The organism is Brevibacillus sp. HB1.4B, assembly GCF_013284285.1.
Lineage (GTDB): Bacteria > Bacillota > Bacilli > Brevibacillales > Brevibacillaceae > Brevibacillus > Brevibacillus porteri.
The window spans coordinates 1-14872 of the sequence record NZ_JABSUT010000002.1 but is presented as its reverse complement, the minus strand read 5'-3'; the positions used below and the strand labels follow the sequence as shown (position 1 = coordinate 14872).

The window sequence follows — 14872 nt, the reverse complement described above, 5'->3', positions numbered from 1 at the left end:
AGGGGGTAGTGTACATGAAACAGACGATCAACATTCAAGATACGTTCTTGAATCATTTGCGGAAAGAAAACATCGCGGTTACCATTTACCTTGTGAACGGATTTCAATTGCGCGGGTATATTAAAGCATTCGATAATTTCACGATTGTGATTGATAGCGAAGGCAAGCAACAATTAGTATACAAGCATGCGATCTCCACTTTCACTCCGCAACGCCCTGTATCGCTTATGTCTCAGGAGAACAACCAACAGTAAGCGATGCAACACCAACAGCCAGGATACATGTGATCCTGGTTTTTTTTATTATCTGGCGCGATTGATGGAAATACCTTAAGCGCAAAAAGCAATAAAGAAGCCCTGTCGCCATAGAAGCGAACAGGGCTTTCACATTACTCCATGCAATGATTATTCGTGTAAATTTGGAACGTGATGCCGAACTTGTCCTTCACATTGCCGTATGCTGGGCTGAAAAACGTTTCTTGCAGTGGCATAATCACTTGTCCGCCTTCTTGCAGGGCATCAAAAATCTTATGAGATTGTTCTTTATCATCGGTCGAGATGCAGATGGTCACTTGATCACCAAGTTGATGAGGTTGTCCTGGAAAGGTATCGGAAAACATCAATTCCGTTTCGCCGACGCGAATAGTAGCATGTCCGATACGATTCTTGGCTTCTGCAGGTAATGGGAACTCCGGATTTTCCGGCATTTCACCGAAGGTTTGCTTGAACAGCACTTCAGCACCTAGCGCACCCTCATAAAAGCTAATCGCTTCACCCGCAGTACCATTCAAAACGATGTAAGGAATCAAACGCAATGCCATGTGTCAACATCTCCCTTGGTTTTCATATGACCAACTTGTCAAACCCACTTACTATTCTTGCCCATACTGTAATTGTAATGCACAGAACGTATGTTTGCAATAGGGGAATTGATCAGGACGCTGATGAATTCCGACGAACCATAACAATGTAGCAGACAATGGCACCGATCGTAGAAAGAGCAATGATGATCCCCATTGGTACTGCAGTATATTCGCCGCTGATTCCCACAAGTGGAGCGACAATTCCGCCGCTAATGAAGGAGAGTAGCCCCTGGAGAGCAGATGCGCTTCCTGCTGCCTTGCTTTGATTTTGCATGGCGAGAGAAAATCCAGTTGCGCCCACAATCCCTACACTGGATACGACAAAGAAAAGGGGAACGAGCACAGCAATAAGACCAGCTTGTAGGAGAATCATCGTCAGAAGGAGGATTCCACCGACTCCCGCAATGATAATCCCAGCAATGAACAAGGAAGTTTCTTTCACTTTACCTGCAAGCTTACCTGTGATTTGACTCGCAATAATAATGCCTACACCATTAATCGCGAAAATGAGACTAAACGTTTGGGGAGACACTTCAAATATTTTTTGAAAAACAAAGGGAGAACCGGCGATGTACGCAAACATGGCAGCTGTCACCAGGCCCTGCGCGATGGCGTACCCCATGAAAACGCGATCCTTCAGCAAGGTACCAAAGGTCGTCAGTGTATTGCCGATTCCCGCCTTGGAGCGGCGCTCTTGTGGCAATGTTTCTGGAAGAGCAAGCAGCACGACGAGAAACATGATAGCACCAATTAGGCCCAGTACGACAAACACGCCGTGCCAGGTAGTAAATTGGAGGATTTGTCCCCCTACGATAGGTGCCGCGATCGGAGCGATTCCGTTAATGAGCATCAAGAGGGCGAAAAACTTCGTCAGCTCTGTCCCAGAGTACAAATCGCGAACCGTAGCGCGAGCGATAACAATTCCAGCAGAACCAGCAAGACCTTGTACGAAGCGAAGCAAGACGAACGTATAAATAGACGGAGCTACCGCACACAAAAAGGAAGAGACCGCATACAAAATGAGCCCGATAATTAAAGGGATTCTTCGACCACGTACGTCACTGATCGGCCCCGCGAACAATTGACCAATGGACAGGCCGAGCATGCATGCTGTCAAACTGAGTTGGGTCATGGAGGTGCTCGTCTGCAAATCATCGGCAAGCATAGGAAGTGCAGGTAAATACATATCTAGGGACAGTGGACCAAAAGCAGAAAGCGATCCTAGAATCGCTGCCATCCACAGCCGGCGTGATTTATTGCCGGTTAGGGACGTGGAATCAAGTTCTTTTGCTAGATTATTCACGGCAAGTTGTCAAACCTTTCTCATTATTATTCCAGGAAAGAAGCTTTTTACAACTCAGAAGTCGGTTGCGTATTTTGCAAGTAAAAAGCTTGGAGGTTGCTGTGCATACGATCGAGCAAGCCCCGCAAAACATCTTTTTCTTCCTCTGAGAATCCGATGAAGCAGTTTTCCTCAATGATGCGTAATACTTCTTTGACATGCTTGGTAGCCGTCCGACCTTTGTCGGTAAGATAAACACGGGAGATACGTTGGTCCCGTTCATCTGCTCTGCGCTCGACAAGTCCCGATTTGGCCATTCGATTAATCATGACGGTAAGCGTAGCGGGCTTTACTCCGATTTTTCGGGCCAATTCTCTTTGAATCATTCCATCTTTTTCAATCAAGCGCATCAACAGAATGGGTTGACCCGGATAGACGTCGTATTTTTGAATCAGAAATTCTACATTTTGCCGATGCATTTTCATTACATGCGATGCAGAATGGGTTAATGCGGTTGCATAACTGAACTCCACCAAAGTACCCCCAATTAATTAGTTTGCTAATGAATATTCTGTGAATGACGTCCGTAAGTTCATGCCTTGTCCTATTATACAAAAACGATTGGTCTTCGTCATGAAAATGATTTGCATTTACGAGTTTTGGAAGGATACGCTGCATTCTTTGGAGAAGTAAAGATGTCTTTGAAAATCGAATGAACAGGTTAGGTGAGATTAAGATGATCCTGAATGAAAAAATAAAAGCGGCAGTCGTACAATTAACAGGGGTAAACGGGGAAGATCTCGGAATCATCTCCACAAAAGAAGCGCTTCAAATGGCAAAAGAACAAGGAGTGGACCTGGTATGTCTTTCGTTGGCTTCGAGTCCGCCGCCTTGTCAGTTAGTGAATCGAACGAATTATAAGGAACAGGTCATTAAGGAAAACGCTAAAAACCGGAAAGCTGAAAAAGGCGTAAAAGTAAAAGAAATTCGTTTAAGTGCTTACATCGAAGACCATGATTACGATACGAAAAAAAGACAGGCAGAACGAATTCTTTCAACCGGGGATGCCGTCCAGTTGATTGTAAAATTGGAGAAAAAGGAAAGTCAGGAAGCCAAGCGATTAATTGAGCAGCTCATCAAAGATCTGGCTCATTGCGGAAAACAGGATAAAGGGATTCAAGTAAGCGGCAAGCAGGTAGTTGCCAATCTATTGCCACTCTAATGACGAAAAGGGAGTAAGCGCATGCCTTTTACTTTTGCTCATCCGGCTATTGTACTGCCGTTACGAAAATGCAAGTGGTTTTCGTTCTCTGCCCTCGTTTTTGGCAGTATGGCACCCGATTTTGAGTATTTCTTCCGGATGCAGCCATTCAGCGTATACAGTCACACCATGCTCGGATTGTGGCTGGTTGATTTGCCCATCGCGATCCTATTAGCGTTTTTGTACCAGTACGTGGTCAAAAAGCCATTGCTTGCACGTTTGCCAGAGTGGATTGAACGAGGACTGGGCTACACAGACATTGGTAGCAGAATGCCAGCGTGGCGAGCGGTAATTGTGTTTATATACTCAGCGTTACTCGGCAGTTTGAGCCATATCGCATGGGATGCCTTTACCCATGATGGTGGACGTATGGTAGACCACTTCTTGTTCTTGCAACAAACGATCTCAATCGCCCATTATAAGGTGCCTGTTTACAAGCTGCTACAGCACGGCAGTACCCTTTTCGGCGGATTGGCCATTTTGTATGTCATTGCGCGAAGTGCGCGGAAAAACAGACAGATCGTTATGAGACAAGTACCTGTCTTGGAAAAATGGATGTTCTGGTTCGGGGTGGGGTTGTTTGGTATCGTGACGGTCTTTTTTCACGCATTCCTGGTCAAAGGAATTTCGCCCTTTGTCCATCCTTTGCAGCAAGTGGTCCCGTTTCTTTCGGGATCTCTGCTTGGAATCGTAGTGCTCTGCTTCGCTTTGGACAGGCTCAGATTGAAAAAGTAAAATCCCTCAATAATGAGGGATTTTATTGTTTCTAAATTGAAAAATCCTCGGACTTCAGATTCATTAAATCATCACGAGTTGGGTCAGGAATTTTGAGCAATCTAACAGCTTGCACACGTATTGCCTTTTCAATATTATTTCGCACATATCGTGCATTACTGAAATTTACATGAAACGGATCGCTCGTTACTGTAAGCAGTCTTCTTCTCAGTTTTTCACTTGCTTCAGCAGAGATTCTATACTCCTTGTTCTTTGCCATTACATTTGCAATATCCATCAACTCATCCACATCATAATCAGCAAAGTTGATGTGGACGGGAAAGCGTGAAGGCAGTCCCGGATTTAAGTCAAGGAATGTATCCATTTCATCATTGTACCCTGCAATTATACAGACGAAATCATTGCCAAAGTCCTCAAGGCATTTGGTAAGACAGTCTACAGCCTCTTTTCCAAAATCTTTTTCACCGCCACGAGCTAATGAGTAGGCCTCATCGATAAACAGTATTCCTCCCATGGCTTTCTTAACAAGATCACGGGTTTTTTGTGCCGTGTGTCCAATAAATTCACCAACGAGATCTGCACGTTCCACTTCGGTTAGATGGCCCTTAGTTAAAACACCCATTTCCTTAAAGATCTTACCGAAAAGGCGTGCAATTGTTGTTTTCCCAGTACCGGGATTTCCTTTAAAAACCATATGGAAAACTTGCTTCTCAATTTTAAGCCCGTGTCGTTCCCTTGCTTTATTCATTTTGATGAGCGCATAAATTTCATAAATCGTTTTCTTGGCTTCATGTAAACCAATCAGGCTTTCTAATTCTTCAAAAACAGTCGTTAAATTTGAACTCGACGTGGTACGAACTATTTCAGGTAAAGTATTTAGCTGCTTAACACTTACTGGTCGATTGAATACAACTTGAATTCGATTATTACTACTTGAAGATTCGAGCACCTCAGTTTGAGGAATGGCTCCTGCTTGCTTCACATGTTTCACCTGCCTTGACCATCATACAGAAAGTATACTCAGGAACATCGGAAAACCTGCCAATTTTTACGCAAGAGATCGAATTGGACAAGTCATTACGTGGATTGGTGTGAGATTGATGTTATGCAAAGTAGGAGAAATAGGAAAAAAGGCGTCAGACATACTAATCAATTGGTTAGGAAATTCAAAACCTTAAAAAACGATCAGGTACAGCGACTAATAAGTCTAGAGCTTTTAGATGAGAGGAAAAAAGACTTGCAATTACGCAAGTCTTTTACTCTGGACAAAAATAAAAAAGCCGCTCTTTTTAAGCGGCAATCCTGTTCTATTTCCTAAAAGTATTATCAGTATTTAATATATGCAGTTCCAGTAGATGTAGTAAAAGCGCCTCCACTTACTTTCAATAGATAATGACCTTTTGGTAGATCAACAATTGTACCTCCACCATAAGCGTTAGCGGGCATACCAGCTACTTCTTTGCCATCGCCAACAGTTACTATAGCGATTCGAACATCGCCGCCATCCTTGTTAGTCCATCCGTACTCAACAGATCGGGCAGTATCCAAATATATCTGTTCAGTAGATGTAAGGTTTGAGCCAAAGAAATAGAAATTCCAATCCACTGTTTTCTCTGCCGCTGATGCTACTGGTGCGATAACCAGAATAAACATTAGCATTAGAGTAAAGAATGAGCCTTTGCTAAACAATTTGTTCATAAGAATCTCCTTTTCAAATTGAATTTTTTGGAAATTACTATATTGTAAATATTATACATAATATCCATTAATTTTCAAACCGTTTCTTTCATTCTATATCTAAGTTGGATTTGAATGATGAATCTTTAGAATGGTAAGTTGAACAAAGCGACCTGTTACATTAGTTTCACTTAAATGATTGGACTAATAAGAAAGTTAATATGAAGAGATCATTTCAATTTAAAGTGGGCACAAGTAAACATGGAGGTGATGTAACTAGAACTATTGAATTTAACGATAGTGATTTCAATGGTAAGTCAAAATAAGAAATTGAGGAAATGCTTTCCGAAGCTTGGCAAGAATGCGCTAATGAAAAAGATGTCAACTTAGTATTAAAGGAACTTTTTAGCTAGTGACTTAATAAGATTATAGGGATGCTATGACTCTGCAATGGCTTAAAGATGTGGTGCAATAGCGAATGTCAATTACTTTTAGTTTTTTGAAAATGGAACGACTGGACTTTCCCAATACCAAGCGATGGTAGATGGTCACTGATTGATTGGTTCTATGGAAATTAAATAGCCATATGCACCTAACACGTTCATGGAGGTTATCATGGTAGCGTTATTAAAAGATTATAATGACGTTGGTAAATATCTTGAGATTTTATTTGTATATCATGATAGGGATGAAGAAGAGGGCAGTAAGCTAATTGCTAACTTTTATTTAGAGGATCATCTAGAAATAGGGTTGAAGTTTAGATGGACTATTCAAGTGTTAAAGTTATTCGTAGACTTGCTCAAACAGTTCCCGATTGAAAAATACAAAGGTATATTTTCGCACTATGAGAAGCATCTAGAAATGAGTTAGGAAATCAGAAGATTTCACATGAAAAACGGCATCAGAAGATAAACGACCATTACTCCGTGAGCGAAGAGTGATGGTCGTTCTGTTTTCTTCAACGGCACTCATCCAGAATTCCATAATATGATATAATTTACCAAAAAAAAGAGCTTTACCAAACATGCAGAGGACCAAGATGGTGCTGATTGATGAAGGTGTACTGGAAGAGACATTTGGCGTAAAAGACATGGGGATTATCCTGAAAAATCTGAATCTACGCATTCATGAAGATCTCCTCAAGGAAGAGGCGAATGCCCTACCTGATGGATATGATGAGAAAGAACTCCGCAAAGTGATTAGCAAAGTGATTCCGCTTTTCGTGAAGGAGATTTTCTCAGAGAAAGCGGCAGGTAACCCATGACACAAGGATTTCAGTTGGCGTGCCCTGCTGCCGTAACGTTTTGGGCAAAATGTGGTATGATAGTGCATGAAGGGGCGTGAATCGGTGAACGATCTGATCAAAACGAAAGAAACAGCCATACTGATTGGTTGCTACTTAGATAACCGGAATGAAGAAAGAACCCGTCTTTCCATGGAAGAATTGCATGAGCTGGCCGCTACTGCTGGTGTAGAAGTACTGGACGTCATCACGCAAAATCGGGACCGGGTTGATTCAGCCTGGTATTTGGGGACAGGAAAAATTGATGAAATCGCGCAGAGGGCTGAAGAGCTGGATGTGGACGTCATCATTTTCAACGATGAGTTGTCTCCGAGTCAAACTCGTAATTTGGATAAAGTTTTTGATTGCAAAGTGATTGACCGTACGCAGCTCATTTTGGATATTTTCGCAGGGCGTGCACAGTCGCGTGAAGGGAAAATCCAGGTAGAGCTGGCGCAGTACAACTACTTGCTGCCTCGGCTTGCCGGGCAAGGAAAGCAACTGTCTCGTCTCGGGGGCGGAATCGGTACGCGTGGTCCGGGTGAAACCAAGCTGGAAAGCGACCGTCGTCATATTCGGAAGCGGATTAGTGAACTCAAGCAGCAATTAGAGGATACGGTTCGGACGAGACAATTGCATCGGGAGCGTCGGAAGAAAAACAATGTGTTCCAGATTGCGTTGGTCGGCTATACGAATGCTGGGAAGTCGACGATCCTCAACAAGCTTACGAATGCAGACACGTTGCAGGAAGACAAACTGTTTGCCACTTTGGACCCGACGACCAGGCAATTGGAGTTGCCGAGCGGACTGGATGTCCTATTGACGGATACGGTTGGTTTTATTCAAGACTTGCCTACGAGTCTGGTCGCTGCATTCCGTTCGACGCTAGAAGGTGTGAAGGAAGCGGACCTCATCCTGCATGTGGTGGATAGTCATCACCCTGATTTCCAAGTACACATGGAAGTCGTAGACAAGATTTTGCGCGAGCTAAAAGCAGAAGAAATTCCGCAGCTAGTCGTTTTCAACAAGGCAGATATGCTCACAGAGGGCTCTTACTTGCCGCGTGCAGACGAATCGATTCTGATTTCTGCCATGCGGGAAAATGACTTGAAGCAACTTCTCACCCGGATTGAGTCATTTGCCCTGCAATCTTTCAATGAAATGAAGCTGCGCGTTCCAGTTGAGCGCGGAGACATTCTTTCCTTATTGCATCGGGATGGGGTAGAGATGGAACAAGAATTTAATGAAGAGGAAGCGGCCTACTTGATCACCGTTCGTGTGAACAAGGATAATCCGATATACGGCAGGATTGTTCCTTTCCTCCTGGATAAACCAGAGACTGTTGAAGAGAGTTGGTAAGTAACAGATGTTTTCATATTTTTCCCATGGAGAAAAGCTTCGCCCCCTCGTAATGGAGGTGGAAGCGACAATCTCAGAGAGACATCGTCAAATTTCCGCTTTGGTGGATACGAATCAACTGAAAGTATTGCGTTCCTTCCAAAAGCATGAAGTCAATGAATTTCATTTTTCAACATCCACAGGCTATGGCTACGATGATTCTGGACGTGCAACGCTGGAATCGATTTACGCCGAAGTGTTTGGTGGCGAGGCGGCATTGGTGCGTAACCATATTATCTCGGGTACACATGCGATTGCGATTTCATTGTTTGGCATTCTTCGTCCAGGCGATGATCTTCTCTATATTACGGGCAAGCCATACGATACGCTTGAAGAAGTAGTAGGTGTGCGCGGTGAAGGGCAAGGCTCACTCAAGGATTACGGCATCGGTTATAGCTACGTGCCTTTGACGCCAGAAGGTGAAATTGATTTTGTGGCAGTCGCACAAGCGATTACACCACAGACGAAGGTCATTGGGATTCAGCGTTCGCGAGGCTATGCAGATCGACCTTCTTTTACCATTGTGAAAATCAAAGAAATGATACGGGTTGTAAAAGAAATCAAGCCTGATTTGATTGTATTTGTAGACAACTGCTACGGAGAGTTCACGGAGGAGCAAGAGCCATTGCACGTAGGTGCAGATATCATGGCAGGCTCTCTCATCAAAAACCCGGGTGGCGGCTTGGTCAAGACAGGCGGTTATATAGTGGGACGCGAGGATTTGGTTCAGCTCGCATCGTATCGGATGGCAGCACCGGGAATTGGCGCAGAGGGTGGTGCATCGCTCTACTCGCTTCTGGAGATGTTCCAAGGCTTTTTCTTGGCCCCACACGTAGTGGGAGAAGCTTTAAAAGGAGCGGTATTCTCTTCGGCAATGCTGGAGCGTCTGGGCTTCAAAACAAATCCACTGTGGCATGAGCCGCGGACCGACCTGATTCAATCCGTGGAATTCGGCAGTGCAGAACGACTGATTACGTTTTGCCAAGGGATCCAAAAAGCAGCACCAGTCGATTCACACGTCACTCCGTATCCAAGTGAAATGCCTGGGTACGCTGATCCTGTGATTATGGCAGCAGGTACGTTTATTCAAGGGGCGAGCATCGAATTCTCGGCAGATGGCCCAATTCGTCCACCTTACTTGGGCTTCGTTCAAGGCGGGTTGACGTACTCGCACGTAAAAGTGGGGATTTTGACGGCGTTGAACGGGATGCTGGAAAAAGGCTTACTCGAAATTCCGGGTGAATAGGATAAAAGCGCATGGAACGGACGGCATTCTCTTGATGATGGAGGATGTCGTTTTTTTATGTGAAAAAACTGTACATAACTTTCTGTGTAATATTATCTAACATCTATTGACAGGGATTTTGTTATAAAATAGAATAAGACTAAGAAATACGAAACAGGAGGGACAAGTCATGAGTGATGACCTTCGCCGGAATATGGCCCTCTTTCCCATTGGGATCGTCATGAAGCTGACGGATCTCACTGCGAGGCAAATCCGTTATTACGAACAAAACGACCTGATTCAGCCCGCCCGCACAGAAGGGAAGCAGAGGCTCTTTTCTTTCAACGACGTAGATCGCTTGTTGGAGATCAAGGCTCTGATTGAAAAAGGACTGAATATTGCAGGGATCAAGCAAGTCCTGCAAATGCAAGAGCCTGCTATGGAACAAACAGAGATTACCACGACGTCCGAAGAGAAACGCAAGGACATGTCCGACAAAGAGCTGCATCAGCTCCTAAGGCAACAGATTATGTATCGCGATGCCTCTCGCCATGGCGAGGGTGCATTGATACGTGGAGAGCTTTCCCGCTTCTTCCACTAGATAGAAAGCCGATATAGAGACAGGAGGAGAGAAATGTGAGCAAGTTTACAAGAGAAGACATCATGCGCATGGCCCAAGAAGAGGACGTAAGGTACATCCGACTGCAGTTTACCGACCTGATGGGGATCATTAAAAACGTAGAAATCCCGCTGTCCCAATTGCCAAAAGCACTCGATGGCAAAATGATGTTTGATGGTTCTTCCATCGAAGGCTTCGTTCGTATCGAGGAATCCGACATGTACCTGGTACCTGATCTGGATACATGGGTTGTATTCCCGTGGGGCAATGAGTTTGGCAAAATTGCACGTCTGATCTGTGATATCCACATGCCAGATGGCTCTCCATTCGAAGGAGATCCGCGCTACATCCTGAAGCGTGCCCTGAAAGAAGCCGAAGAAATGGGCTTCACAGCATTCAACGTAGGTCCAGAGCCTGAGTTTTTCCTGTTCAAGCTGGACGCAAAAGGTGAGCCTACGCTGGATCTGAACGACCAAGGTGGATACTTCGACTTTGCTCCACTCGACTCCGGTGAAAACTGCCGTCGTGATATCGTATTGACGTTGGAAAAAATGGGCTTTGAAGTGGAAGCATCTCACCACGAGGTAGCTCCAGGTCAACACGAAATCGACTTCAAGTATGCAAATGCACTTCAAGCAGCTGACCAAATTTTGACGTTCAAACTGGTTGTTAAAACCATTGCGCAAAAACACGGTCTGCATGCGACCTTCATGCCAAAACCGCTGTACGGCGTAGCTGGTTCCGGTATGCACGCGAACCAATCGCTGTTCCGTGGTAAAGAAAATGCTTTTTATGACGAGTCCGATGTAATGGGACTGAGCCAAACAGCGAAGCATTACTTGGCAGGTATTTTGCAACATGCTCGTAGCTTTACTGCGATCACGAATCCGCTCGTAAACTCTTACAAGCGTTTGGTTCCTGGTTACGAGGCTCCTTGCTACGTAGCTTGGTCTGCGAAAAACCGTTCTCCATTGATCCGTATCCCTGCTTCCAGAGGCTTGAGCACGCGTATTGAAGTACGCAGCCCAGACCCTGCAACGAACCCATACTTGGCGTTGGCAGTTATGCTGAAAGCTGGTTTGGACGGAATCAAAAACAAGCTTACGCCACCACCTGCCATTGATCGCAACATCTACGTGATGACCGAGCAAGACCGCGAAACAAACGGAATCGAGAACTTGCCTGCTACTTTGAAAGAAGCAATCGAGTGCCTGAAAGCAGATCCGGTGATTTGCGAAGCATTGGGCGAGCATGCATTGGTACACTTTATTGAAGCGAAAGAAATTGAGTGGGATATGTTCCGCACACGCGTTCACGATTGGGAGCGCGAGCAATACATGACTGCTTACTAATATGCGAAACCCCTTGTGCCTGTAGGTGCGAGGGGTTTCACTTATTAATAAGCTTTTTTCAAATTCGCCACAAAATCAACTCCCTTATTCGAATTCAAAAAAAGCGCATCCGGTTGGGTGTGTTTTATTTGTTGTCAGGAACATGTTCGATGATGTCTTCAATACAGCAGTCTAGGTGATTACAGAGCTTGTCCAACACGTCTAGGGATACATACGCAAAACCCACGTACAAGCGAAGGGTTAAGAAGCAAAAAGATCGTGGAAAGATTACCCTGGCAGTACTAGCGGAAGTATGGGAGCGGGACAACAAGCTTTGGCGTGCGGGCCAGTTACTCAGGCGAGAACTTGCCATTGGAAAGCTCATAACACGAGAGAAGGCCGCCAAGCGTTCGAGACGTATCAGCAAACAGTGCTCCTCCCGCTATACAGCAAAGGCAATTCATGAAGAAGGTGGTAGGCCAATGGTAAACCCACAACCTACAAATGCACATATTAGAATAGCCCATTCACTATATGAAGAAATCGCAATGCGAGATTTCTCTAAGCGTCAGCGAAGCATGATTGATTTAGTTTTACGGTTGAGTAGGGGATGTGGTATAAGGCATGGATGTATGACAGTTCAATAAGCACTTTGAACAATGGAAGATCGCTCGCAAAAAAAGCATCATCAGAACACCTGAAAAAGCTGGTAAATAGCAGCTTACAAAACATTGAGGTCGCCAATGTTTTATTGTCGACACTACTACAAAACATTTAAGCTAACAATGAATCGTTGACGGAATCAATAAAAAATATGACGGGGATAACGCTCCAATCCCTTTCGGCTCTAAGGATGAAGAGGGGTATAAAGAAAGTCTTTTAAATAAATCTTTTAAAAAATCTTCTTCTACGAATGAGATACCTACCGGGGTTGGCATAAATGAAACCGTTCTGGAAGAAGATCTAAATGAAATGGAGCTGGCTTTCCAGAGAGTAGAAGAAAAGATGATCACAAAGACAGGTCAGATGTATTACCTCAAAGGTGATGAACCTAAAAATATTCAGACCTTTGTCGTCAGCGGAGGAACAATGGACATGCTCCTTGCTGCAATAGATGAGGCATTCGAACAGTACCAGCCACGTCATCCAAACGACAAGATTACATCGGTGAACTACTGCTTGTCATTTGCTTGGAAAAAGCTTGAACGAGACAAGGCAATCACGAGTGGCAAAACTGCACAGCCCATAACACGGGTAAGGTCTTACCAAATCATTAATGGAACGGCTGCGAAATTAGGTCTTACGGAGATTGGTTGCCATACGATGAGGAAAACATTTGGCTATTTTTTTTACAAGAAAACAAGGGATATTGCCACACTTCAGATGATCTTCAATCACAGCCATCCGCAAATCACGTTGCGGTACATCGGATTAAACCAAGACCTTATGGACGAAGCAGTAGATAGCTTCAGCTTATAGGGCACACAATCTCAATTTTGTTAAATGGTCAGAGCTGATATCTAATAGAATATGAGCAGATAAATAGAAAAACGACCATCCCTCAGCCACATTAGGGCTTTTGAGACAGTCGCTGTGGAATTATTTATGACCCCACGGGCAGAAGCATCCGTTTATTGTGTCAATGCACCAAGGAGGCAGGCAAGTGGAATATGGTTGCTTTGATCCTAACGCTTGAAGAAATCGCTTAAACATAGTTATTCACCTCCAAAAAAGTTAATTATTACCAATAACTAAAGCTTATCATATACAGAAAAATATATAAATACTAATTTTCAGAAGATTTCTGGGGTGTGATTTAACAAACTGCTCATTTTGATAAATAGAAAGGTGTGTACAAGATGAAAGTTTTGGAATTAATTGAACTGTTAAAGAAGATGCCTCCTTATGCAGATGTTAAAACAGACAACGGGGAGTATTTAGAAAATCCGGAGCATGTGGAAGAGGATTCACGTGGATATGTAATCATTCGTAGTTCTTAATAAACCAAAAGGGTGAATCGGAATGGATGTAAAAAAGGGAGATAGCGTCACAGACGTTTACGGCAATCAAGGAACAGTAGTTGATGTTTTCTATGATTACGTTCGATTGAACACGGGGAAGCATGTTTATAAGCTTGCAATTACTTCGGTGACTTAACAAATTGTGTAGAGAGTCTAGCTACTTGTTTTTTGATTCGAATCTTTCAAGTTCCTCTACCCATTCATCGATAAGTTTTTTCAGAAACATCGTAGAAATGCTGCATTTAAAACTATACAAGTGATTATCTTCTATACTCTCAAATAGATAATTAATTACATTTGTCTTCTCACTGAATATTTCTAGTCTGCAAGCATTACCTCTAAATTGTTCAAAATTCGAAGAACCGGAGACAACTCTATCAATTGCGTCTAAATACCATTTTGCTGAATGAACAGAAATCTCCGAGGAAAAAAGATCAGATAGTGATTCATAACCAACTGGAAACCCTATGCATAAAGTTTTTATTCCGTTGCTCAATTCCATTTCTTCAATTTGATAGGTTAGTTCCATCAAGATACCACCTTTTTATCTAAGAATAGCAAATGTCAATTTAACAAAATAGTTAGGAAGTGTCATATGGCAAGAAAATCATCTGCAATGGGCGCAAGTAAGTACGAGTTTAACCCACGTCAGTTTGACTAAGATGTTCAGCAAAACGCGGTTAGATACGAAACCAAAAAGGAAGAGATTAGACAGAAAATTAATAGCATTCTAGCAAGCGACCCAGCGAGGATGCCAGAAACGTTCTCGCTTATCATTGAGGCGCTACGGGAAAAATCAGTTCTCGAAGTTGCGTTAAAACGCTAGGTAAGTATTCTTGTGGATGTAAAAGAACCGCAACCAACACGCTTATTGTTATGGCTGCAATCCAAATAAACCTTTTGGATTCTCTTGATTTTAATTTTTGAGTGAAAAGCAGAGAAAATAACAAAATAGGAATATTTAAAATTAATGTTATTGGAATACTTACAATTCTTCCAAGACCTGTATAAGGAAAGTATTCGATCAAAAAAATTATGGTAGCTATACTCGGAATCATGGCTAAAAAGAAAGTTATTACTGGCTTCTTCATTTGGTGACCTCCTAATCTGGTTGTTTGCAGTTTCACTTAATTTTCGTACCGCGATTCCCATAATAAGGTATTCGTGGAATGAATAAAT

19 protein-coding genes are annotated in these 14872 nt (G+C 43.3%); 11 read left to right on the top strand and 8 right to left on the bottom strand.

Features of this window, described 5'->3' with window-relative positions:
• The first annotated feature begins 14 nt into the window (after nucleotides 1-14).
• Nucleotides 15-254 carry an RNA chaperone Hfq gene (gene hfq, locus HP398_RS04330; protein WP_007719110.1) on the top strand — a complete coding sequence of 80 codons (240 nt, stop codon included), beginning with the start codon at nucleotides 15-17 and terminating at the stop codon, nucleotides 252-254.
• 134 nt (nucleotides 255-388) lie between these two features.
• Here the strand turns inward: hfq and HP398_RS04325 are convergent, their stop codons facing one another.
• The 3 genes from HP398_RS04325 to HP398_RS04315 all read right to left on the bottom strand — a co-directional run bounded on the left by HP398_RS04325 (nucleotide 389) and on the right by HP398_RS04315 (nucleotide 2680).
• Complete coding sequence (locus tag HP398_RS04325) at nucleotides 389-820, bottom strand: VOC family protein (RefSeq protein WP_069844678.1); 432 nt, start codon at nucleotides 818-820, stop codon at nucleotides 389-391.
• A gap of 112 nt (nucleotides 821-932) precedes the next feature.
• Nucleotides 933-2165 (bottom strand): multidrug effflux MFS transporter, encoded by a 1233-nt coding sequence (locus tag HP398_RS04320; protein ID WP_017249234.1) that lies wholly within the window; start codon nucleotides 2163-2165, stop codon nucleotides 933-935.
• A 47-nt stretch (nucleotides 2166-2212) separates the two neighbouring features.
• Nucleotides 2213-2680, bottom strand: coding sequence for a MarR family winged helix-turn-helix transcriptional regulator (locus HP398_RS04315; RefSeq protein ID WP_173621981.1), 468 nt, complete (start codon nucleotides 2678-2680; stop codon nucleotides 2213-2215).
• Nucleotides 2681-2880: 200 nt separating this feature from the next.
• Between HP398_RS04315 and infC the strand changes: the two genes are divergently transcribed.
• Nucleotides 2881-3366, top strand: coding sequence for a translation initiation factor IF-3 (gene infC / locus HP398_RS04310; RefSeq protein WP_017249232.1), 486 nt, complete (start codon nucleotides 2881-2883; stop codon nucleotides 3364-3366).
• A gap of 21 nt (nucleotides 3367-3387) precedes the next feature.
• Complete coding sequence (locus tag HP398_RS04305; protein WP_173621980.1) at nucleotides 3388-4140, top strand: DUF4184 family protein; 753 nt, start codon at nucleotides 3388-3390, stop codon at nucleotides 4138-4140.
• A gap of 31 nt (nucleotides 4141-4171) precedes the next feature.
• On the opposite strand, the gene HP398_RS04300 is transcribed toward HP398_RS04305, so the two are convergent.
• Nucleotides 4172-5122, bottom strand: coding sequence for an AAA family ATPase (locus tag HP398_RS04300; protein WP_173621979.1), 951 nt, complete (start codon nucleotides 5120-5122; stop codon nucleotides 4172-4174).
• A 344-nt stretch (nucleotides 5123-5466) separates the two neighbouring features.
• Complete coding sequence (locus HP398_RS04295) at nucleotides 5467-5838, bottom strand: hypothetical protein (protein WP_173621978.1); 372 nt, start codon at nucleotides 5836-5838, stop codon at nucleotides 5467-5469.
• Nucleotides 5839-6432: 594 nt separating this feature from the next.
• Here HP398_RS04295 and HP398_RS04290 point away from each other — a divergent pair.
• The 6 genes from HP398_RS04290 to glnA all read left to right on the top strand — a co-directional run bounded on the left by HP398_RS04290 (nucleotide 6433) and on the right by glnA (nucleotide 11693).
• Nucleotides 6433-6687 (top strand): hypothetical protein, encoded by a 255-nt coding sequence (locus tag HP398_RS04290; protein ID WP_173621977.1) that lies wholly within the window; start codon nucleotides 6433-6435, stop codon nucleotides 6685-6687.
• A 154-nt stretch (nucleotides 6688-6841) separates the two neighbouring features.
• The gene (locus HP398_RS04285) at nucleotides 6842-7081 is read left to right on the top strand and encodes a hypothetical protein (protein WP_254475872.1); all 240 of its coding nucleotides are present in this window, start codon (nucleotides 6842-6844) and stop codon (nucleotides 7079-7081) included.
• Nucleotides 7082-7165: 84 nt separating this feature from the next.
• Entirely contained in the window at nucleotides 7166-8458 is a 1293-nt protein-coding gene (hflX, locus tag HP398_RS04280; protein ID WP_017249223.1) for a GTPase HflX, read from the top strand.
• A 7-nt stretch (nucleotides 8459-8465) separates the two neighbouring features.
• Nucleotides 8466-9743 (top strand): methionine gamma-lyase family protein, encoded by a 1278-nt coding sequence (locus HP398_RS04275; protein WP_017249222.1) that lies wholly within the window; start codon nucleotides 8466-8468, stop codon nucleotides 9741-9743.
• Between the two features lie 169 nt (nucleotides 9744-9912).
• Nucleotides 9913-10323, top strand: coding sequence for a MerR family transcriptional regulator (locus HP398_RS04270; protein WP_017249221.1), 411 nt, complete (start codon nucleotides 9913-9915; stop codon nucleotides 10321-10323).
• A 35-nt stretch (nucleotides 10324-10358) separates the two neighbouring features.
• Nucleotides 10359-11693, top strand: coding sequence for a type I glutamate--ammonia ligase (gene glnA, locus HP398_RS04265; RefSeq protein ID WP_173621976.1), 1335 nt, complete (start codon nucleotides 10359-10361; stop codon nucleotides 11691-11693).
• A 124-nt stretch (nucleotides 11694-11817) separates the two neighbouring features.
• On the opposite strand, the gene HP398_RS04260 is transcribed toward glnA, so the two are convergent.
• A complete protein-coding gene (locus HP398_RS04260) occupies nucleotides 11818-12045 on the bottom strand; it encodes a helix-turn-helix domain-containing protein (protein ID WP_082192194.1) in 228 nt (75 codons plus the stop codon).
• Nucleotides 12046-12677: 632 nt separating this feature from the next.
• Here HP398_RS04260 and HP398_RS04255 point away from each other — a divergent pair.
• Together HP398_RS04255 and HP398_RS04250 are read left to right on the top strand one after the other, a co-directional pair.
• Nucleotides 12678-13151, top strand: a complete 474-nt coding sequence (locus HP398_RS04255; RefSeq protein ID WP_254475869.1) for a tyrosine-type recombinase/integrase — start codon at nucleotides 12678-12680, stop codon at nucleotides 13149-13151.
• A 380-nt stretch (nucleotides 13152-13531) separates the two neighbouring features.
• Nucleotides 13532-13672 carry a hypothetical protein gene (locus HP398_RS04250; protein ID WP_173621974.1) on the top strand — a complete coding sequence of 47 codons (141 nt, stop codon included), beginning with the start codon at nucleotides 13532-13534 and terminating at the stop codon, nucleotides 13670-13672.
• 178 nt (nucleotides 13673-13850) lie between these two features.
• Here HP398_RS04250 and HP398_RS04245 read toward each other — a convergent pair whose 3' ends face one another.
• Nucleotides 13851-14222 carry a hypothetical protein gene (locus HP398_RS04245; protein ID WP_173621973.1) on the bottom strand — a complete coding sequence of 124 codons (372 nt, stop codon included), beginning with the start codon at nucleotides 14220-14222 and terminating at the stop codon, nucleotides 13851-13853.
• Between the two features lie 244 nt (nucleotides 14223-14466).
• A complete protein-coding gene (locus HP398_RS04240; protein WP_173621972.1) occupies nucleotides 14467-14784 on the bottom strand; it encodes a hypothetical protein in 318 nt (105 codons plus the stop codon).
• Nucleotides 14785-14872 lie beyond the last annotated feature (88 nt).